Origin of the sequence: Microbacterium bovistercoris (assembly GCF_003387575.1) — a bacterium.
GTDB classification, from domain to species: domain Bacteria; phylum Actinomycetota; class Actinomycetes; order Actinomycetales; family Microbacteriaceae; genus Microbacterium; species Microbacterium bovistercoris.
In genome coordinates, this window is the sequence record NZ_QUAB01000046.1 from 14,018 (window position 1) to 36,943 (window position 22,926).

A 22,926-nucleotide genomic window follows, 5' to 3' on the forward strand; every position below is an offset into this window, starting at 1 on the left:
ACACCACGATCCTCGGAGGCCAAGATGTCCCCATCCCCCGCTGCCCGCCTCGGGCGCGACCACGCGATCGACCTGGTCCGCGCCCTGTGCGTGACCGCCGTCGTCGTGCTGCACTCCCTGATGGTCGGGGTCACAGTCACCACCGACGGCCCGGTGTTCGCCAATGCCGGAGACTCCGGATGGTGGCTGGTCCCGGTCAGCTGGGTGCTGCAGGTGATGCCGCTGTTCTTCGTGATCGGCGGATTCGCGGGGCTCACAGCTTATGAGCGGATGCCGGAGGGTTCCGCCACCGCGTTCGTCACCGCGCGGCTGCACCGGCTGCTGCTCCCCGCCGTGGTGGTCATCGGCACCGCGGGTGTCGGACTCGCCGCGCTCACCCTGTCCGGCGTCCCCGCCGACCTCGTCGCCGTCGCGGGGTACCGGTTCGGTCAGCCGCTGTGGTTCCTCGCGGTGTTCCTGCTCTCGCAGGCGCTACTGCCGCTGCTGGTCCGCGCGCACCGTGCGGCACCGTTCTTCACGATCGGAGCGCTCGCCGGCGGTGCCGTCGTCGTCGACGTCGTGCGCGCGGCGACGGGTGTCGACGCGGTCGGATTGCTCAACCTCGGCTTCGTGTGGCTGACGATGCAGCAGCTCGGCTTCCATCTGGCGGACGGTCGCATCGATGCGCTGTCGCGACGGGCACGCACCGGCATCGGGTCGACCGCCCTCGCCCTGCTCGTGATCACCTTCCTCACCGGCATCTACTCCCCCGATCTCATCGCCAACATCAACCCGCCCACGGCGGCGCTGATCCTCGTCGGCGTCCTGCACACCGCCGCCTTCTCGCTGCTGCGTGCCCCGATCTCGGCCTTCGCCGCACGGCCCCGTGCCCGCGCCTTCGCCGAGTTCGTCTCGCAGCGCGCGATGACCATCTACCTCTGGCACATGACCGTCCTGCTGGTGCTCGCCGGGGTATCGGCGCTGCTGGCGACCACCGGCATGCTCGAGCTGCCCGCGCCGGCTTCCCCGGGCTGGTGGCTGGGCCGCCCGCTCTGGCTCGCGCTCGCCCTGGGACTCACCGCACTGATCAGCCTGCGGCTGTCGCGCATCGAGGCGATGCGCCTGCCGCGGCGGGCGCTCGGGACGGCCTCCGTCGCCATCGCGGCGGCGCTGGGCGCCGCGGCGATCGTGCTCCTGCTGGTGCGCGGGACGTCCACGACGACGGTGATCGCAGCGCTCACGGCCCTCGCGGGTGCACTCGCGATCGTGACGCCGGTGCCGTCACTCGAAGTACAGGGACTGGTGCAGCGCGCAGCGCGGGTTGAACGCGGCCCCGCATCCGGGGCACTCGGTGGCCACGCGGTACTCGGCGACGCTCATGCCGTGGGCGCACACACCGCATAGCGCCGCCACGGCACCTGCCTGCGCCGCCGGCCACACCGTACGCGGATGGCCGGCGGCCTCGTCGTGGCAGTGCACGCACGGATACCACTCGCCGCAGCAGTGGAACCGCATGGCGACCACATCGAGGCTTGTGCGGTAGTGCGCGCACCGCGTCTGGGCGTCGACGACGGCGCCGCGGACCAGATGCTCGCCCACGCGGATCATCGGACGATCCCGCGCGCCACCAGCGCGTCCCCGACGTCGTCGGCGTGCTTCATCGTGAGGATCAGCAGCGGCAGCGCCGCGCGCACGCCGAGCCGGGCTCCTCGTGCTCGCTGCGCGTCACGGACCTGGTCGGCGAGGCCCGCGATCACCGGCACCATCGCGATGGTGAGCGAGATCGTCAGGGCGACCGCCTCAGCGTCGACGCGGAACCGGTGAAGCGGGCGGAGCACGCGCTCCAGAACCGCCAGCAGGTCGCCCGACCGCGTCGTGCGGGTGACGAGGTCGGCGAGCAGCACGAGGGCGACCACCCGACCCGTGTTCACCAGTGCTGTGTCCGTTCCGGCGAACAGCCACAGTGCACCGCCGAGCACCAGCACGATCCAACGCAGGCGCCACCACGCCCGGCCGAGCGCGGCGATCGGCAGCCCCGCGATCGGATACATCGCCGATACCCCCAGAACCGCGGCGAGCATTCCGACCGGCTCGGGGCGCCAGACTGACAGCGCCAGGGCGCACGCCGCCAGCCCCGCGAGTTTCACCCCGGCCGGCAACCGGTGCAGCAGGCCCGTGCCCGGACGGTACAGAGCGATCATCTGCAGCTCGCCCGGTACTCGTCGATCACCTCTGCCGGGTCGCCCTGCGCCCGCACGCGACCGTCCTCGAACAGCACCGCGTCGTCGCAGCGCGCGGCGAGCCCGAGGTCGTGGGTCACCAGGACCAGCCGGGATTCCAGCCCCAGCAGCAGGTCGCCGATGCGGCGCGCGTTGCGCAGATCGAGTAGGGTGGTCGGCTCGTCGGCGACGACGAGCTCCGGCCCCGTCACGAGCACGGAGGCCAGCGCCAGAAGCTGACGCTGACCTCCCGAGAGCGCGGATGCCGGAACGTCGCCACGACCGGCCAGCCCGTACTCGGTGAGCACCGCCTCGATCCGCTCCGCCCGTTCGGCTCGCGGAACGCCCTGCAGCGACAGCGCGAGATCCTCCGCGGGCGTGGGCATGAGGATCTGCGCCTCGGGGTTCGTGAAGACGAACCCGACCCGGCGCCGCAGCTCCTTCGCCTCGCGTGCCGGGTCAAGCCCCAGCACGCGGAGGCGGCCGGAGGTCGGCAGGCGGAGGCCGTTCAACAGCCGTGCGAACGTGGACTTGCCCGAGCCGTTTCCCCCGATCACCGCGGTGCGCCGCGCGGTGAGCCGAATCGTGACGTCCGAGAGGATCGTGCGGCCATCCGCCTCGACACCGATTCCGTCGCACGCGACACCTGCGCCGGTCGCCGTATCAAGCCGCATGAACCGCCACCGCCGCGCGGCTCTCGAACGCCCGCGGGTAGGCACGGTGCAGGGCGACGGCGAGCACCGTCGCGGCGGCCGCCTTCAGCAGGTCGCCGGGCAGGAACGCCAGACTCGACAGCGCGGTCGGCGCCAGCGGCACACCGGTGACGAGGGCCTGCACCGGAATGCCGAAGAGGTAGACGACGAGGATGCCTCCCACGACCGCGCCGAGGCCGGCGCGCCACCACGTGAACCGGCTGCGATGGGCGATCAGCCCGATCACGACGGCGCCGGCGACCCAGCCGAGCAGGTAGCCGGCGGACGGGCCGACGAAGACGCCGAGTCCCCCGCGACCGCCGGCGAGCACGGGAAGCCCGATCGCGGCGAGGGCCAGCACCAGCAGCACGGCCAGCGCGCCGCGGCGCGCGCCGAGCACGAGGCCGGCGAGCATCACGCCCAGCGTCTGGGCGGTGATCGGCACACCGCCGGGCAGCGGTACGACGACCATGCCGAGCGCGACGATGAGCGCCGCGAAGACGGCGATGCGCGCGAGGTCGGCGCCGAGCGGGCGGTGGGATGCGGACATGAAGAACCTCCTGAACACTGTTCACCTGAACGGCGTTCAGTATACTGATTCCATGGCACCCGGACGACATGACCGCGACTCCGTCACGACTCTCGCCCTCGACCTGCTCGATCGCGTGGGCCTCCCCGATCTGTCCATGCGTCGGCTCGCCGCCGAGCTCGAAGTTCAGCCGAGCGCCCTGTACTGGCATTTCGCGAACAAGCAGGAGCTCCTCGCCGCGGTCGCCGACCGGATCCTCAGCCGCATCCCGCAGCCGGAGCCGGGCACCGACGTGACCGAGGTCGCCACCGGCATCCGCGATGCTCTGCTGACGTATCGGGACGGCGCCGAGGTCGTCATGTCCACCTACGCGCTGCGCCTCGGCGCACGCCGCGCACAGGACGCCCTGCAGGCGGTGATCGGCGACGCCGCGTCGGCCGACGCGCTCTTCGAGTTCATCCTCGGGCACACGACGCTGGTGCAGCAGCGGATGCACGCCCAGAGCATCGGCGCGGCGACGGATGCTGCGGACGACCCGGCGGCGGATCTCGACGCGGTGTTCCGCGCCGGAATCCGTGCCTTCGCCGCGCTCAGCGTCGTGCAGGATCCCCGGAGCTGACGGCCGGCGCCGCCGGCCCGTCGCCGAGCCGGAAGCCGGGGACTGCGGCGATCAGCAGGACGACCACGGCCAGCCCGAACACCACGGGGAAGCCGGACCCGGCGATCGGAAGACTGACGAACAGCAGCCCCGCGATGGCGATCGTCACCGCCGAACCCGTCGAGTCCGAGATCGACAGGGCCGAGGAGTTGAATCCTTCATCAGTCGGCGTCGAATAGGCCAGGGTGAGCACCGTGAGCCGCGGGTAGAGCAGCCCCATGCCGCCGCCTGCGAATCCCCACAGCACCACCACCACCCATGGAGCCGCGTGCACGGCGGCGACGACGAGGACCCCGCCGAAGCCGACCAGCATCAGGACCGTGCTGATCACCTCCATCCGGCGGCTGCCGAGGCGGTCGCCGTATCTGCCCTGCACCGCCGACCCGCCCGACCAGGCGAGCGCCGAAACGGTGAGCGCGAGCCCCGCGATCGTCGGGCTGAAGTCGAACCGCTCCATGAGCATCTTCGGCACATAGGCCTCCGCGGCGAAGAACGCGCCGGCGGCGAGCCCGCGCATCAGTACGACGCTCGGCAGCCGTGGTGCGGCCCGCAGCGTTCCCGCCGGCAGCAGCGGTCGGATCGCGAACGCGATGGCCATGACGGATGCCGCCGCGAGCGGCCAGCCCGCAGCCGGTGCGAGATCGGCGGCGAAACCGACCACGACCGCGGCGACGGCGACGATCACGGCGAGCATGATGCGGAGCCCGATCCGTGCGCCGGCCGGGAGCCCTTCGGCAGGCGGATCCTCCGCCTCACCGGGGTGCGTGTTCAGGTCGACACCGCGCAGGCGGACGGCGACCAGCACGAAGGCGACCGCCGTCAGCACGGCGACCCCGAGGAACGCCCACCGCCAGTGCAGGTACTGCGCCACTGCGCCCGCGAGGAACGGGCCGACCATCGACGGCACGACCCAGGCCGCGGCATAGGCGGCGAAGATCCGCCCGTGCAGCTGCGGCGGATACACCCGCGCGACGACGACGTAGAGCGCGACGGTCTGCCCACCGCCGCCGAGGCCCTGGATGAGCCGCCCGAGGACGAGCGTGTACATGTCGGTGGCGGCGCCCGCGATCACCAGACCGACGATGAACAGCGCGATCGCCGTGTACAGCGGCGCTCGCGGACCGGCCCGGTCGCTCCAGGCACCGGCCACGACCATGCCGATCACGCCGGTGGCCAGCGTTCCCGCGAACGCGACGGCGTACAGAGCCTCGCCCTGCAAATCCGTCGCGACCAGCGGCATCACCGTGGTCACGGCCAGCGCCTCTATCGCGGCGAGGAAGATCAGGACGACCGAGCCGACCGTGATGCCGAGTCGCTGGCCGTCCCAGATCGTCGCCGCGGATGCCGGGGCGCTCACCGTCCGACCAGCGGTGCGATGCGCTGCACGGCCTCGCGGATGAGCTCCGGGCTGGTGCCGAAGTTCAGCCGCACGTGTCCGCGTCCCTCCGCGCCGAAGGCCGGTCCGAAGTGCAGCGCGACCTTCGCCTCGCGGAGGATGCGCTTCGCCGGGTTGTCGCCCCAACCCAGGTCGGTCAGGTCGATCCAGGCGAGGTACCCCGCATCCGGCATCCGGTAGCGGGACCCGGGCAGGTGCTCCGCGAGCAGCGTGCCGAGCAGCCTGCGGTTCTCGTCGAGAGCGGCCAGCAGGCCGTCGAGCCAGGGATCGCTCTCGGGCGAGAACGCCGCAATCGCCGCGAGCAGCCCGAACTGTCCCGTCCGCCACTCCACCTCTACAGGCAGCCCGCGCAGGACGGACGCATGCTCGTCCGAGGCGGCGATCATCAGGGCGCACTTCAGCCCGGCCAGGTTGAACGCCTTGCTGGCGCTCGTGACGGCGAAGCCGACGCGCGCCGCAGCATCCGATGCCGCCAGAAACGGCGTGAAGCCGGCATCCGGCTGCACCAGCGGCGCGTGGATCTCGTCGGAGACGACCACGGCGCCGTGCCGCTCGGCGATCTCGGCGAGAGCCGCGAGCGATTCACGGCTGTGCACGGAACCGGTCGGGTTGTGCGGGTTGCACAGCAGCACGGCACGCGCACCGGTGGCGAGGGCCGCGTCGATGCCGTCGAGGTCGAGTTCCCAGCCCGTGCCGGTGTCGTGCAGGGGCACGCGCTCGACGACGGCGCCCGCCTCGTCGACCAGGTCGAAGAACGGCGGATACACCGGCGGCGTAACGATGACGCTCTCCCCCGGCGAGACCACGCGGCGCAGGATCTCGACGATCCCCATGCTCACGTCCGCCGTGGACCGGATGCGGGACGCGTCGGGCGTCCAGCCGAACCGGCGCTGCGCGAAGGCGGCGTACGCCTGTGCCAGCGGTGTCTGCGACGCGACGTAACCGGTGTCGCCGATGCGGACGGCGTGCTCGAGAGCCGTGCTGATCGCCGGCGCGAGCGGGAAGTCCGTCTCGGCGACGAACATCGGCAGGACGTCCTCCGGGTACTCCCGCCACTTCTCACTCGACCTTCGGCGCAGGACGTCGAGAGGAAGGGCGCGGATCGGAGCGACGGTCATGGAACGAGCCTAGCGATGCCGGCGACGGCGAAGGGCACGGCCGCCAGGCAGCCGTGCCCTTCAAACGTCTGTCAGATCGCGAAGCCGAGAGCGCGCATCATGTCGCGCCCGTCGTCGGTGATCCGCTCAGGACCCCACGGCGGCATCCACACCCAGTTGATGCGGAACCGGTCCACGACGTTGTCCAGGGCCTGCGCGGTCTGCTCCTCGAGCACGTCGGTGAGCGGGCATCCGGCGCTGGTCAGGGTCATGTGGATCACGAGCGCGTCGTTCTCGTCGTCCCAGGCGAGATCGTAGATCAGTCCCAGGTCGACGACGTTGATCCCGAGCTCGGGATCCATGACGTCCTTCAGAGCCTCGGTGACCTCGTCGTACTTCTCGTCGGTCAGCGTTGCGGTCATGCCCTCAGCCTACGCTTCGATGGGCGCGCTGGGGTCGAGGAAGCGGTCGTAGCCCTCGTCCTCGAGACGGTCGGCCAGCTCGGGGCCGCCCTCCTCGACGATCTTGCCCGCGACGACCACGTGCACGTAGTCGGGGCGGATGTAGCGCAGGATGCGGGTGTAGTGCGTGATCAGCAGCACGCCGAGGTTCGTCTCGGCCTTGGCGCGGTTCACGCCCTCGGACACGATCTTGAGCGCGTCGACGTCGAGGCCGGAGTCGGTCTCGTCGAGCACGGCGAACTTCGGCTTGAGCACCTCGAGCTGCAGGATCTCGTGACGCTTCTTCTCGCCGCCGGAGAAGCCCTCGTTGACGTTGCGCTGCGCGAACTTGGGATCCATGCGCAGGTTCGCCATCGCGGACTTGACGTCCTTGGTCCAGGCGCGGATCGAGGGCGCCTCGCCGTCGAGCGCGGTCTTCGCCGTGCGCAGGAAGTTCGTCACCGTGACGCCGGGGATCTCGACCGGGTACTGCATGGCGAGGAACAGGCCGGCACGGGCGCGCTCGTCGACGGACATCTCGAGGACGTCCTCGCCGTCGAACGTGATGGTGCCCTGGGTGACGGTGTACTTCGGGTGACCGGCGATCGTGTACGCCAGGGTCGACTTGCCGGAGCCGTTCGGGCCCATGATGGCGTGCGTCTCACCCGTCTTGATCGTCAGGTCGATGCCGTTGAGGATCGGGGTGGTTCCGGCATCCGTCTCGACCGTCACGTGCAGGTCGCGGATCTCAAGAACAGACATTCAGATTTCCTTCGTTTCTCGTGCGACGGCGGCTCAGGCCGCGACCGTCGCACTCGGGTCGATGAGCACGTCGTCTCCGTCGATCGTGACGGTGTAGACCGGGACGGGCTCGAAAGCGGGGAGGTTGAGGGGCTTGCCCGTGACGAGCGAGAATGCGGAGCCGTGCGCCCAGCACTCCAGCGTCTCGCCCTCGACGAAGCCCTCGGCCAGCGAGATGTCGCCATGGGTGCAGGTGTCGCCGATCGCGTGCACGACGTCGTTCGAGTCGCGCACGACGGCGATCGGCTTGCCGTCGAGCACCACGCGCAGCGGGGTGTCCTGCTCGAGCTCGCTGAGCGCGCAGGCGCGCTGGGCGGTCACGCGTTCACCTGCGCGAGTTCGGCCTCGATGGCGACCATGAGCTCCTCCTCCAGCGAGGGGATGCCGAGGCGCTGCACGATGTCGCTGAGGAAGCCCAGCACGACCAGACGTCGCGCCTGCTCCTCGTCGATGCCGCGAGCCTGCAGGTAGAACAGCTGCTCGTCGTCGAAGCGGCCGGTGGCGCTGGCGTGGCCGGCCCCGAGGATGTCGCCTGTCTCGATCTCGAGGTTCGGGATCGAGTCCGCGCGAGCGCCCTCGGTGAGCACCAGGTTGCGGTTGGCCTCGTAGGAGTCGGTGCCGACGGCGTCGGCCCCGATGAGCACGTCGCCGATCCACACGCTGTGCGCGCTCTCACCCTGCAGCGCGCCCTTGTAGAGCACGTCGCCGACGGTGTGCGCACCCTTGTGGTACAGGTACACCTGCGACTCGAGGTGCTGCCCGGCGTCGGCGTAGGAGAGGCCGTAGAGGCGACCCTCCGATCCGTTGCCGGCGAGCTCGACATTCGGGTTCACGCGGACCAGGCCGCCGCCGAAGCTGACGACGGAGTGCGTGAGCGCGGCGTCACGGCCGACCTGCGCCTGGTGGGATGCGGCGTGCACCGCGTCGTCCTGCCACTGCTGAACGCTGACGACCGTGAGCTTGGCACCGTCGCGAACCAGGATCTCGACGTTCTGCGCGTACTGGGCGGAGCCCGTGTGACGCAGCAGGACGGTCGCCGAGCTGTTGATGCCGGCCTCGATGACGATATGCCCGTCGGCGCGGCGCTCGGCACCCTGGCCGGTGATCGTCACGACGATCGGCTCGGCGACCTCGGCGTCGGACGGGATGTCGATGTGCAGAGCCTCGGCGGAGCCCTTCCAAGCGACCGCGGAGACGACGTCCTCCGGGCGGAAGAACTCACCCCGCGGAGCAATGCCCGCAGCGAGCGGCGTGCCGACGTACTGATCGGATCTGACCTCGTAGGTCACGCCGTCGTTCTGCGGGGCGGCCTCGAACAGGGCACGCAGCTTCTCGACCGGCGTGTGCTTCCAGTTGACCTCACGTCCGTTCGGAGCGCCGAAGTCGTCCGGCTCGAACGAGTGCGGCCGCTCTGAACGGGTCTGCACCGGCACGAAGGCAGGCTCGACCTCGATGTATGCGGTTGTCACGGGTCAGCCCACCGAACCTTCCATGCCCATCTCGATGAGCTTGTTCAGCTCCATCGCGTACTCCATCGGCAGCTCTCGGGCGATCGGCTCGATGAAGCCCCGCACGATCATCGCCATCGCCTCGTCCTCCGGCATGCCTCGGGACTGCAGGTAGAACAGCTGCTCCTCGCTGACCTTCGAGACGGTCGCCTCGTGGCCGAGCTGCACGTCGTCGACGCGGATGTCGATCGCCGGATAGGTGTCGGAGCGGGACTGCGTGTCGACCAGCAGCGCATCGCAGCGCACGGTGTTCGCTGAGTGGTGCGCTGCGGGGTCCACCCGCACCTCGCCGCGGTAGCCGGCGCGGCCGCCGCCGCGGGCGATCGACTTCGAGACGATCGACGACTGCGTGTACGGCGCCATGTGGATCATCTTCGCGCCGGCGTCCTGGTGCTGGCCAGGGCCCGCGAAGGCGACCGACAGGGTCTCGCCCTTGGCGTGCTCGCCCATCAGGTAGATCGACGGGTACTTCATCGTCACCTTGGAGCCGATGTTGCCGTCGACCCACTCCATGGTCGCGCCCTCGTGCGCCACGGCGCGCTTGGTGACCAGGTTGTAGACGTTGTTCGACCAGTTCTGGATCGTCGTGTAGCGAACGCGGGCGTTCTTCTTCACGATGATCTCGACGACGGCCGAGTGCAGCGAGTCGGACTTGTAGATCGGGGCGGTGCAGCCCTCGATGTAGTGCACGTAGCTGTCCTCGTCGGCGATGATCAGCGTGCGCTCGAACTGGCCCATGTTCTCGGTGTTGATCCGGAAGTAGGCCTGCAGGGGGATCTCGACGTGCACGCCCTTGGGGACGTAGACGAACGAGCCACCCGACCAGACAGCGGTGTTCAGCGCCGCGAACTTGTTGTCCCCCGGAGGGATGACGGTGCCGAAGTACTCCTCGAAGAACTCCGGGTGCTCGCGCAGCGCCGTGTCGGTGTCCATGAAGATGACACCCTGCTGCTCGAGATCCTCGCGGATCTGGTGGTAGACCACCTCGGACTCGTACTGCGCGGCGACACCGGCGACCAGGCGCTGACGCTCGGCCTCGGGGATGCCGAGGCGCTCGTAAGTCTCGCGGATGTCCGCGGGGAGGTCCTCCCAGGACTGCGCCTGCTTCTCGGTGGAGCGGACGAAGTACTTGATGTTGTCGAAGTCGATCTCGCTGAGGTCCGCACCCCAGGTCGGCATCGGCTTGCGGCCGAACAGGCCGAGACCCTTCAGACGGGTCTTCAGCATCCACTCGGGTTCGTTCTTGAGTCCGGAGATGTCGCGCACGACGGCTTCGCTCAGGCCGCGCTTCGCGCTGGCGCCGGCGACGTCCTCATCGTGCCAGCCGAACTCGTACACCCCCAGCCCTTCGAGCTCGGGGCGGTCGATCAGCACATCCGACATACACACTCTCCTCTACAGGCCGCAAACGGTGTCATCCGCCCCGACATGCCCGACCCCGTCGAGTGAGCAGGGAGGGGATGCCGCTGTGGGGCCCTCATCAGCGACGCGTTCATCGCGCCTAAACTGTTGATGATGCGTCTCGCGCTCGGCGCGCGCATCGCAACAATCCGATTCTACAGGTTCCGCCGACACCCGAGCCGTTTCCCCGGGATGCGTGCGGGCCGGAGGTGCCATGCACGCCAGTTCCGTCACGTCCCGATCCGAGACGAGCATCGCCATCCACCGACCTCTCCGCGTGTTCGCCTGGCTCTCGTTCCTCGCCGAGGTCATCATCATCGGCACCGGCGGTGCGGTGCGGCTCACCGGCTCCGGTCTCGGATGCTCCGAATGGCCGCTCTGCACACCCGAATCCCTGATCCCGCTGCCCGAACAGGGCATCCACGGCCTCATCGAGTTCGGCAATCGCACCATGACTGGCGTGGTGGGGCTGGTAGCGCTGGCGGTCGTGCTGCTCACCGTGCACGCGGTCGGAGGTCGTCGCCTGGTGCTCCGCGCGCTGTGGTTCGCGGTCGGCGGCGTCGTGCTGGCCGTCGCGGTGTACGCGATCGCCGAGGTGCTCGGAGTCGCATACTCCGCGGCGCTGATGTCGGCGGCGCTGCTGCTCTCAGTGATCGCCGGAGCCGTCGACTCGCTTCGTCGCACTGAGCAGCGGCGGGACCTCGCCCTGCTCGCCTGGATCGTGCTCGCCGGCGTCATGGCACAGGCCGTCGTCGGGGGCTTCGCCGTGCTCACCGACCTGAACGCGTTCATCGTCGGCTTCCACTACGCATCCTCACTGCTGCTGGTCTGCGTCACCGCCGCCTACCTCGTGCGCCTGTACGCGGCCCCCGGCCCGCGGGAGACCGCCGTGCCGCGCTGGTTCGCGATCCTCACCCACGTCACAGGCCTCGCACTGGCCGTCACCATCCTGTTCGGCGTGCTCACCACGGGTTCCGGCCCGCACTCCGGCGACGCCGACATCAAGCGCACGGGCTTCGACGCGACCTGGCTCGCCCACGTGCACTCCTGGCCCGGCTACATCCTCGCCGCGCTCATCGTCGCGCTGCTGGTCAGCGCCTGGGTACTGCGCCTGCCGACCAGGAACTGGCTGATCGTGCTGACTGCGACCGTGCTCGTGCAGGTGCTCGTCGGGGTGCTGCAGGCCCGGCACGGGCTGCCTCCGGTGCTGGTCGGCATCCACATGATGCTCGCCTCGCTGTCGGCCGCGGCGTACACGGTCGTCGTCCTGAAGCTGAAGCGACCGGTCGCGACGGAGCACGCGCCCGCCGTCGCGGCGCACGCAGGCCACGCATAGGCCGCACATATCCCTCGCATCGAGGGGTGCGGCAGAGTTCCGGGCATGAAGAAGACATCCCTGCTCCGTTCCATGCCGTACCTCCTCCTGGTGCTGCTCTCGCTCGCCGCGATCGGCGTCGGGGGCTGGCTGTCCACCCGTCAGATCGGCGCGATGACGTCGGCGCTGCTGGACGGAACGGCCACGGGCGTCGAGGTCTACGCCGGGCAGAGCTGGGTCGTCCTCGGCGCGGTCGTGCTCGGGGCCGGCGTGGTCGGTCTGCTGCTCGCGCTCGCTCTCGCCGCTGCGAAGGCCCTCGTGCCCCAGTCGCCGCCTGAGGTCGTCGAGGCGATCGACCGGTCGGCGGAGCAGGAGGCGCCGGCCGCCGACGAGGCCGACGACGCCGAGGTCGACGACGAGCGGCCGATGGCGGTCGACTCCCCCGACGAGCCCGTCGGCGCGGCATCCGCCCGCTGACAGGAAGACGAAGGGCCGGCTCCGCGTACGGAGTCGGCCCTTCGTCATCCCTCGATCAGAACGGCAACAGCGGGTCGACCGCGACCGCGAAGAAGATGAGTGTCAGGTACGTGATCGAGGCGTGGAACACGCGCATCGGGCGCGGCTCGTTGTGATGCACGGCACGGTTGTAGAGCCGGTGGGATTCGTAGATGAACCATCCGCCGAAGACCAGCGCCGAGACCGTGTAGACCAGGCCCATCCCCGCCACCGGGATGAGCAGCAGCGAGCACGCGACGGTCGCCCAGGCGTAGAGGATGACCTGCAGGCCCACCTGTGACGGGGATCGGGTGACGCCGAGCATCGGCACGTCGACGTCGTCGTAGTCGTCCTTGTACTTCATCGACAGCGGCCAGTAGTGCGCCGGGGTCCACAGGAACACCAGCACGAACAGCACCATCGGCGGCCAGGCGAGCGAGCCGGTCACCGCCGTCCAGCCGATCAGCACCGGGAAGCAGCCGGCGATGCCGCCCCAGATGATGTTCTGCTCGGTACGCCGCTTGAGGATCATCGTGTAGATGACCACGTAGAAGAAGATCGCGACGGCGGACAGGGTCGCGGCGAGCCAGTTGGTCGTCCACCACAGCCACGCGGTGGAGACGACGGCGAGCACCCAGGAGAAGACCAGCGCGCCGCGCGGTGACACCTCGCCCGTGACCAGCGGACGGTTCTTCGTGCGCTTCATGTGCACGTCGATGTCGCGATCGAGGTACATGTTGAAGGATGCCGCGGAGCCGGCGCTCATCGCGCCGCCGAAGACCGTCGCGAGGATGAGTCCGACGTCGGACCAGGTGAACGGCGCCCCGTCCTTGGCGAGGATCATCACCGGCACGGTGGAGACGAGCAGGAGCTCCATCACACGCGGCTTCGTCAGCGCCACATACCCCTGGATCTTCTGACCGAGCGAGTACGCACGCGCATCGGTCTGCGACATCGTCGAGATCGCGATCGCCTCCTCCGTGGGATGCTGACAGTTTCATCCGAGTCTACGGCACCGGTCGTCATGTAACAGGCATGTGAAATCCTTCACATGAGAACGACACCCACTGAAATACGACGTTGTAGAGCGCTAAGCTCAAAATCTCCAGGAGCGCTCATGTGCTGCGCATACCCTTCCGTAACGGCGCGGACGTGCACGCACGAGCGCCTTTTTCCTTGTCTGAAGGGGCATAAACCGTGACGGAAGTCATCTGGAACGATCTCGACCGGCGAGCGGTGGACACCGCCAGAGTGCTGGCTGCGGATGCCGTGCAGAAGGTGGGGAACGGCCACCCGGGCACGGCGATGAGTCTGGCCCCTGTGGCCTACCTGCTGTATCAGCGGGTGATGCGCCACGACCCGGCCGACACGCAGTGGATCGGCCGCGACCGTTTCATCCTGTCGGTCGGGCACTCCTCCCTCACCCAGTATGTGCAGCTCTACCTCGGCGGATTCGGCCTCGAGCTGTCCGACCTCGAGTCGCTGCGCACCTGGGGCTCCCTGACCCCCGGTCACCCGGAGTACGGGCACACGAAGGGCGTCGAGATCACGACAGGTCCGCTCGGCCAGGGCCTCGCCTCGGCGGTCGGCTTCGCCTACGCCTCGCGCTACGAGCGCGGCCTGTTCGACCCGGATGCTGCGGCGGGCGCCAGCCCCTTCGACCACCACGTGTACGTGATCGCCGGTGACGGCGACCTGCAGGAGGGCGTGACCAGCGAGGCGTCGTCGCTCGCCGGCCACCAGCAGCTCGGCAACCTGATCGCGATCTACGACTCGAACCAGATCTCCATCGAGGGCGACACGAACGTGGCCTTCACCGAGGACGTGCGTCAGCGCTACGAGTCCTACGGCTGGCAGGTGCTCGAGGTCGACTGGCGCCGCACCGGACAGTACGTCGAGGACGTGCAGGAGCTGAACGACGCGATCGAGCAGGGCAAGGCCGAGACCGGCAAGCCCACCCTGATCATCCTGAAGACCATCATCGGCTGGCCGGCGCCGAACAAGTCCGGCACCGAGTCGGTGCACGGCAACGCCCTGGGTGCCGACGAGGTCGCCGCGACGAAGGTCGTGCTCGGCTTCGACCCCGAGAAGCACTTCGTCGTCGAGGACGGCGTCATCGCGCACACCCGCGAGCTCGCCGCCCGCGCAGCCGAGGACCGCGCCGCCTGGCAGACGTCCTTCGACGCGTGGGCCGCCGCCAACCCCGAGCGCAAGGCGCTGCTGGACCGGCTCGAGGCGCACGCGCTCCCCGAGGGCATCGAAGGCGCCCTGCCGGTGTTCGAGGCCGGCACCGAGGTCTCCACCCGTGCGGCATCCGGCAAGGTCATCAACGCCCTCGCGCCGCAGCTCCCCGAGCTGTGGGGCGGCTCGGCCGACCTGGCCGGCTCGAACAACACCACGATCTCGGGCGCGCCGTCGTTCATCCCCGCCGAGTGGTCCACGCACGACTGGAACGGCAGCCCCTACGGCCGCGTGCTGCACTTCGGCATCCGCGAGCACGCCATGGGCTCGATCCTGAACGGAATCGTGCTGCACGGCCCGACCCGTCCGTTCGGCGGCACGTTCCTCATCTTCAGCGACTACATGCGCCCAGCGGTGCGCCTGGCCGCGTTGATGGACGTGCCGAGCGTCTTCGTCTGGACGCACGACTCCGTCGCGCTCGGTGAGGACGGCCCGACCCACCAGCCGATCGAGCAGCTCGCCTCGCTCCGCGCCATCCCGAACCTCACCGTCGTCCGCCCGGCCGACGCCAACGAGACCGCGGCGGCCTGGCTCGAGATCCTCAGTCGGCACGGCGGCCCGACCGGCATCGCCCTGACCCGCCAGAACATCCCCGTGTTCGCGCGCGGCGCGGGCGCGGCATCCGGCGACGAGTTCGCCTCCGCCGCGAACACCGCCAAGGGCGCGTACGTGCTCGCCGAGGCGCCGAACGGCACGCCGGACGTCATCCTCATCGCCACGGGCTCCGAGGTGCAGCTGGCGGTCGCCGCGCGTGAGACGCTGGCCGGCGAGGGCGTCAACGCCCGCGTCGTCTCGGCGCCCTCGCTGGAGTGGTTCGCCGAGCAGGACGAGGCGTACCGTGAAAGCGTGCTGCCCAAGGCCGTCACCGCCCGCGTCTCCGTCGAAGCCGGCTCCGTGCTGAGCTGGCGGGGCATCGTCGGCGACCGCGGCCGCTCGATCGGCATCGACCACTTCGGCGCCTCCGCCGACTACAAGACCCTGTTCCAGAAGTTCGGCATCACCGCCGAGGCCGTCGTCGAGGCGGCGCGCGAGAGCATCAAGGAGAACGCATGAGCACCCCCACCGCAGACCTCTCGGCCGCCGGCGTCAGCATCTGGCTCGACGACCTGTCCCGCACCCGCATCCAGTCGGGCAACCTGCAGCAGCTCATCGACACCCGCAACGTCGTCGGCGTCACCACCAACCCGACGATCTTCGCGAACTCGATGACCAACCCCGACGACACGTCGTACGACGCGCAGGTGCACGAGCTGGCCGTGTCGGGAGCCACCGCGGCCGACGCCGTGTTCGCGGCGACCACGCAGGACGTCCGCGACGCGCTGGACGTGTTCCGCCCGGTCTACGACGCCACCGGCCACGTCGACGGCCGTGTGTCGATCGAGGTCTCCCCCGACCTCGCCCACGACACCGAGGGCACGATCGCCCAGGCCAAGGAGCTGTGGGACCGCGTCGACCGCCCGAACCTGCTCGTCAAGATCCCCGCGACCAAGGCGGGCCTGCCCGCCATCGCCGCGACGATCGGCGCCGGCATCAGCGTCAACGTGACGCTGATCTTCAGCCTGGAGCGCTACGCCGAGGTCATCGACGCCTACCTGACCGGTCTCGAGACCGCGAAGGCTGCGGGCATCGACCTGTCGACGATCCACTCGGTCGCCTCGTTCTTCGTCTCCCGCGTGGACACGGAGACCGACAAACGTCTCGCAGCGATCGGCACGGACGAGGCCACCGCGCTGAAGAGCAAGGCGGGCCTCGCCAACGCGCGACTCGCCTACGAGCTCTACGAGCAGACCTTCGCGGGCGATCGCGCGAAGGCGCTGCTGGATGCCGGTGCCACCCTGCAGCGCCCGCTGTGGGCGTCGACCGGTGTGAAGGACCCGGCGCTGCCTGACACCCTTTACGTGACCGAGCTGGTCGCCGCCGGTGTCGTGAACACCATGCCGGAGAAGACCCTGGAGGCCACCGCCGACCACGGTGTCGTCACGGGTGACACCGTGACCTCGACCTACGAGGCGTCGCGCGAGGTCTTCGAGGGCCTGAAGGCCGTCGGGGTCGACTTCGACGACGTCACGCAGGTGCTCGAGGACGAGGGCGTCGCGAAGTTCATCGACTCCTGGCACGACCTCCTCACCCAGGTCGCGGCGGGGCTCGAGGCCGCGCGATGAGTGTCGCCGTCCACGTCTCGGGGGCGGTCGCCGCCGCCGTCGAGGACACCGTCCCTCGGCTGGTCGCCGAGCTCATCGCGACCCGCCTCACCAGCGGCGACCCCACGATGTGGGGACCGGAGGCCGAGGCCGAGGCCTCCATCCGTCTCGGCTGGCTGGAGGCGGTGTCCTACTCGCGTCCGCTCGTGCCTGAGATCACGGCTCTGCGCCAGGAGCTCGCAGGCAAGGGCGTCGACCGCTTCGTGCTGGCCGGCATGGGCGGCTCGTCCCTCGCACCCGAGGTCATCACCCAGACCGCGGGCGTCCCTCTGACGATCCTCGACTCCACCGCGCCCGGGCAGGTGCTGGCCGCTCTCGACGACGACCTCGCGCGTACCGCGCTCGTGGTGTCGTCGAAGTCCGGCTCGACCGTGGAGACCGACTCGCAGCGGCGCACGTTCGAGGCCGCCTTCCGCGACATCGGCATCGACCCCGCAGAGCGGATCGTCGTGGTCACCGACCCCGGTTCGCCGCTCGACGCCTCCGCGCGCGAGGCCGGGTACCGCGTCTTCAACGCGGACCCGAACGTTGGCGGCCGCTATTCGGCACTCACCGCGTTCGGCCTGGTGCCCTCCGGTCTCGCCGGCGCAGATGTCTCCGAGCTGCTCGACGAGGCGGAGGCCTCGCTGCTCGAGGTCGCCATCGACACCGCCTCGAACCCCGCTCTGCGCCTCGCCGCGGCGATCGCCGGCGCCGACCCGCGCCCCGACAAGCTCGGCCTGATCACCGACGGCACGCACATCGTCGGGCTGCCGGACTGGATCGAGCAGCTCATCGCGGAGTCCACCGGCAAGGAGGGCACCGGCATCCTGCCCGTGGTGCTGCTGCCGGTCTCCCCCGAGGTCGAGACGACACCGGCCGACCTTCAGCTGGTGCGCCTCGTCGACGACGCCGACGAGTTCCATCTGCCAGAGCGTCACCACGGCGAGATCCTCGTCAGCGGCACGCTCGGCGCGCAGTTCGTGCTCTGGGAGTACGCCACCGCGATCGCCGGCTACCTGCTCGGCATCAACCCGTTCGACCAGCCCGACGTCGAGTCGGCGAAGGTCGCGGCGCGCGGTCTGCTCGATGCGCGTCCCGAGCCCGCCCCTGCCGCATTCGTGCAGGAGGGCATCGAGGTGCGGGTGTCCGACCCGGCCCTGGCTTCCTCCGGCACGATCGAGGGCGTCCTCGACGCGCTCTGGGCTCAGCTGCCCGATGACGGCTACGTGGCCGTGCAGGCCTACGTGAACCGCCTAGACCTGCCCCAGCTGCAGGGACTGCGCGAGATGGTCGCGGCGGACTCCGGGCGTCCCGCCACCTTCGGATGGGGCCCGCGTTTCCTGCACTCCACCGGGCAGTACCACAAGGGCGGTCCCGCCCAGGGCGTCTTCCTGCAGATCCTGGAGCGCACCGACGTGGACCTGGAGATCCCGGACCGTCCGTTCACCTTCGGACAGCTCATCGAGGCTCAGGCCGCAGGCGATGCCGCCGTGCTCGCACAGCACCGACGCCCCGTCGTCTCCCTGACCGTCGCCGACACGTCCGCCGATGTGATGGCGCTGTTCGAAGCCGCTCAGTGATCCCACTGACACCGTGACAACGATCGAGGCACTCCACCGATGACAGTATCCATCTCGCGCGGGCACAACCCGCTACGCAATCCCGCCGACCGCCGTCTGAACCGGATCGCCGGGCCGAGCGCCCTGGTGATCTTCGGAGTCACCGGCGATCTGTCCCGCAAGAAGCTCATGCCTGCGGTGTACGACCTGGCCAACCGCGGTCTGCTGCCCCCTGGGTTCGCCCTGGTCGGCTTCGCCCGCCGCGACTGGGAGGACCAGGACTTCGCGCAGGTCGTCTATGAGGCCGTCAAGCAGCACGCGCGCACGCCGTTCCGCGAGGAGACCTGGCAGCACCTGCTGCAGGGCATCCGGTTCGTGCAGGGCACCTTCGACGATCCGGAGTCGTTCCGCCGTCTGCGGGAGACCGTCGAGAAGCTCGACGTCGAACGCGGCACGATGGGCAACCACGCCTACTACCTGTCGATCCCGCCGAAGGACTTCCCGACGGTCGCCCGTCAGCTCAAGGAGTCCGGGCTCGTCGGCGATGCGAGCGACGATGATCAGTGCTGGCGACGTGTCGTGATCGAGAAGCCGTTCGGCAACGACCTGGACTCGGCCCGCGCGCTCAACAGCGCCCTCGAGGTCGCGTTCCCCGCGGACTCGATCTTCCGCATCGATCACTACCTCGGCAAGGAGACGGTGCAGAACATCCTCGCTCTGCGCTTCGCCAACGAACTGTACGAGCCGATCTGGAACCGCAACCACATCGATCACGTGCAGATCACGATGGCCGAGGACATCGGCGTCGGCGGTCGCGCCGGGTACTACGACGGCATCGGCGCGGCGCGCGACGTCATCCAGAACCACCTTCTGCAGCTGCTCGCCCTGACGGCGATGGAGGAGCCGATCAGCCTCTCGGCCGAACACCTCCGCGCCGAGAAGGAGAAGGTCCTCGAGGCCGTCGAGCTGCCCGCCGACCTGTCGCTCGCCACCGCGCGCGGCCAGTACGCCGGCGGCTGGCAGGGCGGCGAGAAGGTGAACGGCTTCCTCGAGGAGGACGGGATGAACCCCCAGTCCACCACCGAGACCTATGCCGCCGTGAAGCTGGAGATCGCGAACCGCCGCTGGGCCGGGGTGCCGTTCTACCTGCGGACCGGCAAGCGTCTCGGTCGCCGCGTCACCGAGATCGCCGTCGTCTTCAAGCGTGCCCCGCATCATCTGCTCGCCCGCACCTCCGAGCTCGGGCAGAACGCTCTGGTCATCCGCGTGCAGCCCGACGAGGGCGTCACGATCCGCTTCGGATCGAAGGTCCCCGGCGCCGGCACGCAGGTTCGCGACGTGACCATGGACTTCGGCTACGGGCACGCCTTCACCGAGGCGAGCCCCGAGGCGTACGAGCGCCTCATCCTGGACGTGCTGCTCGGCGACCCGCCGCTGTTCCCGCGGCACGAGGAGGTCGAGTTGTCCTGGAAGATCCTCGACCCTGTCGAGGAGTACTGGGCCGCGCAGGGCGGTCCGCTCGAGCAGTACGCCCCCGGCTCCTGGGGCCCGGCATCCGCCGACGCCCTGCTGGCCCGCGACGGACGAGTCTGGAGACGCCCGTGATCATCGACCTGCCCGACACCACCGTCAGCCAGATCGCCAAGCAGCTCGTCAGGACCCGCGAAGAGGGCGGCGCCGTCGCTCTCGGGCGCGTGCTGACGCTCGTCATCGCCGCACGCAACGGCGTGGCGGAGGAAGCGATCGACGCCGCGAACGACGCCTCCCGCGAGCATCCCATGCGGGTGATCGTCCTCACCGTCGGTGATGGACCGTCCCGCCTGGACGCCCAGATCCGCGTCGGCGGCGACGCCGGGGCGAGCGACGTGGTCGTGCTGCGCGCCTACGGCGAGGCAGCGAGCAACGCGGAGAGCCTCGTCACCGGCCTGCTGCTGCCCGATGCGCCCGTGGTGGCGTGGTGGCCCGACGAGGCGCCGACCGACGCCGCGGCGGCTCCGCTGGGCCGTATCGCGCAGCGCCGGATCACGGATGCCGCGACATCACCCGACGTGCGCGACAGGCTCGCGCTGCTGGGGCGCACCTACACACCCGGAGACACGGATCTCGCCTGGACCCGTCTGACCCACTGGCGCGAGCAGCTGGCTGCTGTCCTGGACCAGCCGCCCTACGAGGCCGTCACCGGTGTCGAGGTCCGCGGCGCCGCCGCATCCCCCTCCACGGCGCTCCTCGCCGCCTGGCTGCAGCAGGCGCTCGAGGTGCCGGCGCGCTGGTCCTACGAGGACCCGGAGCACTGGCAGGAGGGCATCAAGTCGGTGCGCCTGCACCGTGCTTCCGGCGACATCCTGCTGGAGCGCCCGTCGCCCGGCGTCGCGCTGCTCACCCAGCCCGGTCAGCCCGACCAGGAGCTGCATCTGCCGCGACGCACGCTGCGCGAATGCCTGGCCGAGGAGCTGCGCACCCTCGATGCGGACGTGCTGTACGGTCGAGTCATCACCGATGGCTGGGAGCGGCTGGGGCCGCCGGAAACGGGAGCATGACGATGGAGCAGGCGCGCGCGGTGAAGACGGTCGTCGTCGAACCGACTCCGGCGGAGCTCGCCGACAGGGTCGCCGACCGCTTCCTGACCAGGTTGCGCGCCCGCACCAGGGATGGCCGCGTCGCCCACGTCTGCCTGACCGGCGGTTCGATGGGCGGCGCCGTCCTCGCCGCTGCCGCCGAGCATCCTCGTGCGGCGAAGATCGACTGGTCGCTGGTGCACTTCTGGTGGGGTGATGAGCGCTTCGTCGCCCGTGACGATGCCGACCGCAACTCGCTGCAGTCCCGCCGCGCCCTGCTCGACCGCATCCCTGTGCCCGCCGAGAACGTGCACGAGGCTGCCGAACCGGGCGAGATGACCCTGGACGAGGCGGCGGCGGCCTATGCGGCCGAACTGGCGCGCTACGGCACGGACGAGCGTCCCTGGCCGTCGTTCGCGGTGTGCTTCCTCGGCGTCGGGCCGGACGGGCATATCGCCTCGCTGTTCCCGGATCGTCCCGAGGTGACGGTGACGGATGCCGCGGTGCTGCCTGTGCGGGATTCCCCGAAGCCCCCGCCGGAGCGCATCACGCTGACCCGCCCCGTGATCAACGCGTCGAAGCGCGTCTGGTTGGTGCTCACCGGTGCCGACAAGGCCTCAGCGCTCGGTCTCGCGCTGGCCGGTGCGAGTTACGCGAGTGTTCCGGCCGCCGGGGCCAAGGGCCGTCGGCGTACGGTCTTCTTCGTCGACGAGGCCGCCGCCTCGGAGGTCTCTCCCGATCTGATCGATCTGGATTACTGAGCGGGTTCGTCCGGGCTGTCCGCGGAGCCGTTCTGCGGCGTCCCCGCTTCGGTCTGCTGCGTGGCGGGGCCTGTTGATGCGGTGCTGCTCCCCCGCGTGATCGCGTGCTCCTGGCTCTCGCTGATGATCTGCGGGTGGTATCGGGCGAGGCCGAACACGCCCCACACGGCGATCCCGCCTGCGACGGCGAACCCGATCTGCACCCACAGCGGCGCGGCGTCGGCCTCGCCGAGCACGAGGATGCCGATGAGCACGGCCACGATCGGATCGATCACCGTGAGGCCGGCGATCACGAGGTCGGGCGGCCCTGACGCGTAGGCCGTCTGGACGAAGTAGCCACCGGCGATCGCCGCGGAGATCAGGGCGATCACGCAGACCAGAGTCACCCAGTCGAACTCCCCGGCCTGGATGCGGCTGATCACCGCCTTCGCCAGAGTGGCGACGAAACCGTACAGGATGCCGGCGCCGGTGACGTAGAAGAGCGCCCGCATCCGGTGCCGCAGCACCAGCCAGCAGACGAACAGCGCGATGATCACGACGAGCAGGATCGCGAGGATCACGAACAGATCGCGTTCGGTGATGGGTCGCTCGGTCGCGTAGATCGCCGCCAGCGTGACGAAGAGGAAGATGCCGCCCACGCAGGCGAAGATCGCGGTGAGCGACTGCCGTGTCGGCGAGTGCCCGGAGATGCGGGCGTTCAGCAGGGTCGTGATGACCAGCGCGATGGCGCCGAGAGGCTGTACGACGATCAGCGGTGCCACTGCCAGGGCGGCGAGCTGACACACGACCGCGAGCCCGAGCATGAGCGTGCCGATCAGCCAGGACGGCCGCGTGAGCAGATGCTTCAACTGCCCCATCGAGAGACCAGTGGCACCCTGCGTGCCCGTGATCCGTTCGACCTTCTCCACACCGCGGTGCTGGTACTGCGCGCCCAGCGACATGAACACGGCACCGGCCAGAGCGAGCGGAATGCCCATCAACAGCCCGGGGTTCTCGAAAACCCCGACCAGCTGGTCCGTGACATCCCCCGCCATCCCCGCTCCATTCACACGTACGACTGTACCCGGCACGGTGAGCGAACCCGGCGCACAGTAGGG

At 69.8% G+C, this 22,926-nt stretch carries 22 protein-coding genes and 1 pseudogene; 10 read left to right on the top strand and 13 right to left on the bottom strand.

The window, feature by feature from the left end:
- Positions 1-24: 24 nt before the first annotated feature.
- Positions 25-1,383, top strand: a complete 1,359-nt coding sequence (locus DY023_RS13365; protein ID WP_245958705.1) for an acyltransferase family protein — start codon at positions 25-27, stop codon at positions 1,381-1,383.
- A gap of 18 nt (positions 1,384-1,401) precedes the next feature.
- On the opposite strand, the pseudogene DY023_RS18430 reads toward DY023_RS13365, so the two are convergent.
- The 4 genes and pseudogenes from DY023_RS18430 to DY023_RS13385 form a co-directional block, all read right to left on the bottom strand.
- Positions 1,402-1,587, bottom strand: a pseudogene (locus DY023_RS18430) (CHY zinc finger protein); the annotation flags it as partial.
- Positions 1,584-2,180: an energy-coupling factor transporter transmembrane component T family protein gene (locus DY023_RS13375; RefSeq protein WP_116242840.1), complete on the bottom strand. Its 597-nt coding sequence runs from the start codon at positions 2,178-2,180 to the stop codon at positions 1,584-1,586. The pseudogene DY023_RS18430 and the gene DY023_RS13375, both read right to left, overlap by 4 nt.
- Positions 2,177-2,872 carry an energy-coupling factor ABC transporter ATP-binding protein gene (locus DY023_RS13380; RefSeq protein WP_116242841.1) on the bottom strand — a complete coding sequence of 232 codons (696 nt, stop codon included), beginning with the start codon at positions 2,870-2,872 and terminating at the stop codon, positions 2,177-2,179. Before DY023_RS13380 ends, DY023_RS13375 begins: the two co-directional genes overlap by 4 nt.
- On the bottom strand, positions 2,862-3,440 hold the full coding sequence (locus DY023_RS13385; protein ID WP_116242842.1) for a biotin transporter BioY: 579 nt from the start codon (positions 3,438-3,440) through the stop codon (positions 2,862-2,864). Before DY023_RS13385 ends, DY023_RS13380 begins: the two co-directional genes overlap by 11 nt.
- A 52-nt stretch (positions 3,441-3,492) precedes the next feature.
- On the opposite strand from DY023_RS13385, the gene DY023_RS13390 reads away from it, so the two are divergent.
- Positions 3,493-4,038, top strand: a complete 546-nt coding sequence (locus DY023_RS13390) for a TetR family transcriptional regulator (protein ID WP_116243095.1) — start codon at positions 3,493-3,495, stop codon at positions 4,036-4,038.
- Here DY023_RS13390 and DY023_RS13395 read toward each other — a convergent pair.
- From DY023_RS13395 to sufB, 7 genes are all read right to left on the bottom strand, one after another.
- Entirely contained in the window at positions 4,010-5,434 is a 1,425-nt protein-coding gene (locus DY023_RS13395; protein ID WP_116242843.1) for an MFS transporter, read from the bottom strand. The two genes, DY023_RS13390 and DY023_RS13395, sit on opposite strands and share 29 nt — an antisense overlap.
- The gene (locus tag DY023_RS13400; protein ID WP_116242844.1) at positions 5,431-6,591 is read right to left on the bottom strand and encodes a MalY/PatB family protein; all 1,161 of its coding nucleotides are present in this window, start codon (positions 6,589-6,591) and stop codon (positions 5,431-5,433) included. The genes DY023_RS13395 and DY023_RS13400 overlap by 4 nt, the downstream gene beginning before the upstream one ends.
- A gap of 71 nt (positions 6,592-6,662) precedes the next feature.
- Complete coding sequence (locus DY023_RS13405) at positions 6,663-6,992, bottom strand: metal-sulfur cluster assembly factor (RefSeq protein WP_116242845.1); 330 nt, start codon at positions 6,990-6,992, stop codon at positions 6,663-6,665.
- A gap of 9 nt (positions 6,993-7,001) precedes the next feature.
- The gene (gene sufC, locus DY023_RS13410) at positions 7,002-7,772 is read right to left on the bottom strand and encodes a Fe-S cluster assembly ATPase SufC (protein WP_116242846.1); all 771 of its coding nucleotides are present in this window, start codon (positions 7,770-7,772) and stop codon (positions 7,002-7,004) included.
- A 33-nt stretch (positions 7,773-7,805) separates the two neighbouring features.
- The gene (locus DY023_RS13415; RefSeq protein WP_116242847.1) at positions 7,806-8,132 is read right to left on the bottom strand and encodes a non-heme iron oxygenase ferredoxin subunit; all 327 of its coding nucleotides are present in this window, start codon (positions 8,130-8,132) and stop codon (positions 7,806-7,808) included.
- Entirely contained in the window at positions 8,129-9,280 is a 1,152-nt protein-coding gene (gene sufD / locus DY023_RS13420; protein WP_116242848.1) for a Fe-S cluster assembly protein SufD, read from the bottom strand. Before sufD ends, DY023_RS13415 begins: the two co-directional genes overlap by 4 nt.
- 3 nt (positions 9,281-9,283) lie before the next feature.
- Entirely contained in the window at positions 9,284-10,702 is a 1,419-nt protein-coding gene (sufB, locus tag DY023_RS13425) for a Fe-S cluster assembly protein SufB (RefSeq protein ID WP_116242849.1), read from the bottom strand.
- Between the two features lie 232 nt (positions 10,703-10,934).
- Here sufB and DY023_RS13430 point away from each other — a divergent pair, with 232 nt between their 5' ends.
- Complete coding sequence (locus DY023_RS13430) at positions 10,935-12,056, top strand: COX15/CtaA family protein (RefSeq protein ID WP_116242850.1); 1,122 nt, start codon at positions 10,935-10,937, stop codon at positions 12,054-12,056.
- Between the two features lie 45 nt (positions 12,057-12,101).
- Positions 12,102-12,512 carry a hypothetical protein gene (locus tag DY023_RS13435; RefSeq protein ID WP_245958706.1) on the top strand — a complete coding sequence of 137 codons (411 nt, stop codon included), beginning with the start codon at positions 12,102-12,104 and terminating at the stop codon, positions 12,510-12,512.
- A 55-nt stretch (positions 12,513-12,567) separates the two neighbouring features.
- On the opposite strand, the gene DY023_RS13440 is transcribed toward DY023_RS13435, so the two are convergent.
- On the bottom strand, positions 12,568-13,500 hold the full coding sequence (locus tag DY023_RS13440) for a heme o synthase (protein WP_425453467.1): 933 nt from the start codon (positions 13,498-13,500) through the stop codon (positions 12,568-12,570).
- Positions 13,501-13,727: 227 nt separating this feature from the next.
- Between DY023_RS13440 and tkt the strand changes: the two genes are divergently transcribed.
- Genes tkt through pgl form a run of 6 tightly spaced genes read left to right on the top strand, consistent with a single transcriptional unit; the run spans position 13,728 to position 21,829 of the window.
- On the top strand, positions 13,728-15,824 hold the full coding sequence (gene tkt / locus DY023_RS13445; RefSeq protein WP_116242852.1) for a transketolase: 2,097 nt from the start codon (positions 13,728-13,730) through the stop codon (positions 15,822-15,824).
- Positions 15,821-16,933: a transaldolase gene (tal, locus tag DY023_RS13450; protein ID WP_116242853.1), complete on the top strand. Its 1,113-nt coding sequence runs from the start codon at positions 15,821-15,823 to the stop codon at positions 16,931-16,933. Before tkt ends, tal begins: the two co-directional genes overlap by 4 nt.
- A complete protein-coding gene (locus DY023_RS13455; RefSeq protein ID WP_116242854.1) occupies positions 16,930-18,534 on the top strand; it encodes a glucose-6-phosphate isomerase in 1,605 nt (534 codons plus the stop codon). Before tal ends, DY023_RS13455 begins: the two co-directional genes overlap by 4 nt.
- 39 nt (positions 18,535-18,573) lie before the next feature.
- Positions 18,574-20,118, top strand: coding sequence for a glucose-6-phosphate dehydrogenase (gene zwf / locus DY023_RS13460; protein ID WP_116242855.1), 1,545 nt, complete (start codon positions 18,574-18,576; stop codon positions 20,116-20,118).
- A complete protein-coding gene (locus tag DY023_RS13465; RefSeq protein WP_116242856.1) occupies positions 20,115-21,050 on the top strand; it encodes a glucose-6-phosphate dehydrogenase assembly protein OpcA in 936 nt (311 codons plus the stop codon). Before zwf ends, DY023_RS13465 begins: the two co-directional genes overlap by 4 nt.
- A gap of 2 nt (positions 21,051-21,052) precedes the next feature.
- Entirely contained in the window at positions 21,053-21,829 is a 777-nt protein-coding gene (pgl, locus tag DY023_RS13470; protein ID WP_116243097.1) for a 6-phosphogluconolactonase, read from the top strand.
- On the opposite strand, the gene DY023_RS13475 is transcribed toward pgl, so the two are convergent.
- Positions 21,823-22,863, bottom strand: coding sequence for a DMT family transporter (locus DY023_RS13475; protein ID WP_116242857.1), 1,041 nt, complete (start codon positions 22,861-22,863; stop codon positions 21,823-21,825). The genes pgl and DY023_RS13475 overlap by 7 nt on opposite strands.
- Positions 22,864-22,926: the final 63 nt, after the last annotated feature.

Excerpts from the sequence above, each read along its gene's own strand:
- DY023_RS13365 (WP_245958705.1), top strand. The coding sequence starts at position 25 with ATGTCCCCATCCCCCGCTGCCCGCCTCGGGCGCGACCACGCGATCGAC.
- DY023_RS13375 (WP_116242840.1), bottom strand. The coding sequence starts at position 2,180 with ATGATCGCTCTGTACCGTCCGGGCACGGGCCTGCTGCACCGGTTGCCG.
- DY023_RS13380 (WP_116242841.1), bottom strand. The coding sequence starts at position 2,872 with ATGCGGCTTGATACGGCGACCGGCGCAGGTGTCGCGTGCGACGGAATC.
- DY023_RS13385 (WP_116242842.1), bottom strand. The coding sequence starts at position 3,440 with ATGTCCGCATCCCACCGCCCGCTCGGCGCCGACCTCGCGCGCATCGCC.
- DY023_RS13390 (WP_116243095.1), top strand. The coding sequence starts at position 3,493 with ATGGCACCCGGACGACATGACCGCGACTCCGTCACGACTCTCGCCCTC.
- DY023_RS13400 (WP_116242844.1), bottom strand. The coding sequence starts at position 6,591 with ATGACCGTCGCTCCGATCCGCGCCCTTCCTCTCGACGTCCTGCGCCGA.
- DY023_RS13405 (WP_116242845.1), bottom strand. The coding sequence starts at position 6,992 with ATGACCGCAACGCTGACCGACGAGAAGTACGACGAGGTCACCGAGGCT.
- sufC (WP_116242846.1), bottom strand. The coding sequence starts at position 7,772 with ATGTCTGTTCTTGAGATCCGCGACCTGCACGTGACGGTCGAGACGGAT.
- sufB (WP_116242849.1), bottom strand. The coding sequence starts at position 10,702 with ATGTCGGATGTGCTGATCGACCGCCCCGAGCTCGAAGGGCTGGGGGTG.
- DY023_RS13430 (WP_116242850.1), top strand. The coding sequence starts at position 10,935 with ATGCACGCCAGTTCCGTCACGTCCCGATCCGAGACGAGCATCGCCATC.
- DY023_RS13435 (WP_245958706.1), top strand. The coding sequence starts at position 12,102 with ATGAAGAAGACATCCCTGCTCCGTTCCATGCCGTACCTCCTCCTGGTG.
- tal (WP_116242853.1), top strand. The coding sequence starts at position 15,821 with ATGAGCACCCCCACCGCAGACCTCTCGGCCGCCGGCGTCAGCATCTGG.
- DY023_RS13455 (WP_116242854.1), top strand. The coding sequence starts at position 16,930 with ATGAGTGTCGCCGTCCACGTCTCGGGGGCGGTCGCCGCCGCCGTCGAG.
- zwf (WP_116242855.1), top strand. The coding sequence starts at position 18,574 with ATGACAGTATCCATCTCGCGCGGGCACAACCCGCTACGCAATCCCGCC.
- pgl (WP_116243097.1), top strand. The coding sequence starts at position 21,053 with ATGGAGCAGGCGCGCGCGGTGAAGACGGTCGTCGTCGAACCGACTCCG.
- DY023_RS13475 (WP_116242857.1), bottom strand. The coding sequence starts at position 22,863 with ATGGCGGGGGATGTCACGGACCAGCTGGTCGGGGTTTTCGAGAACCCC.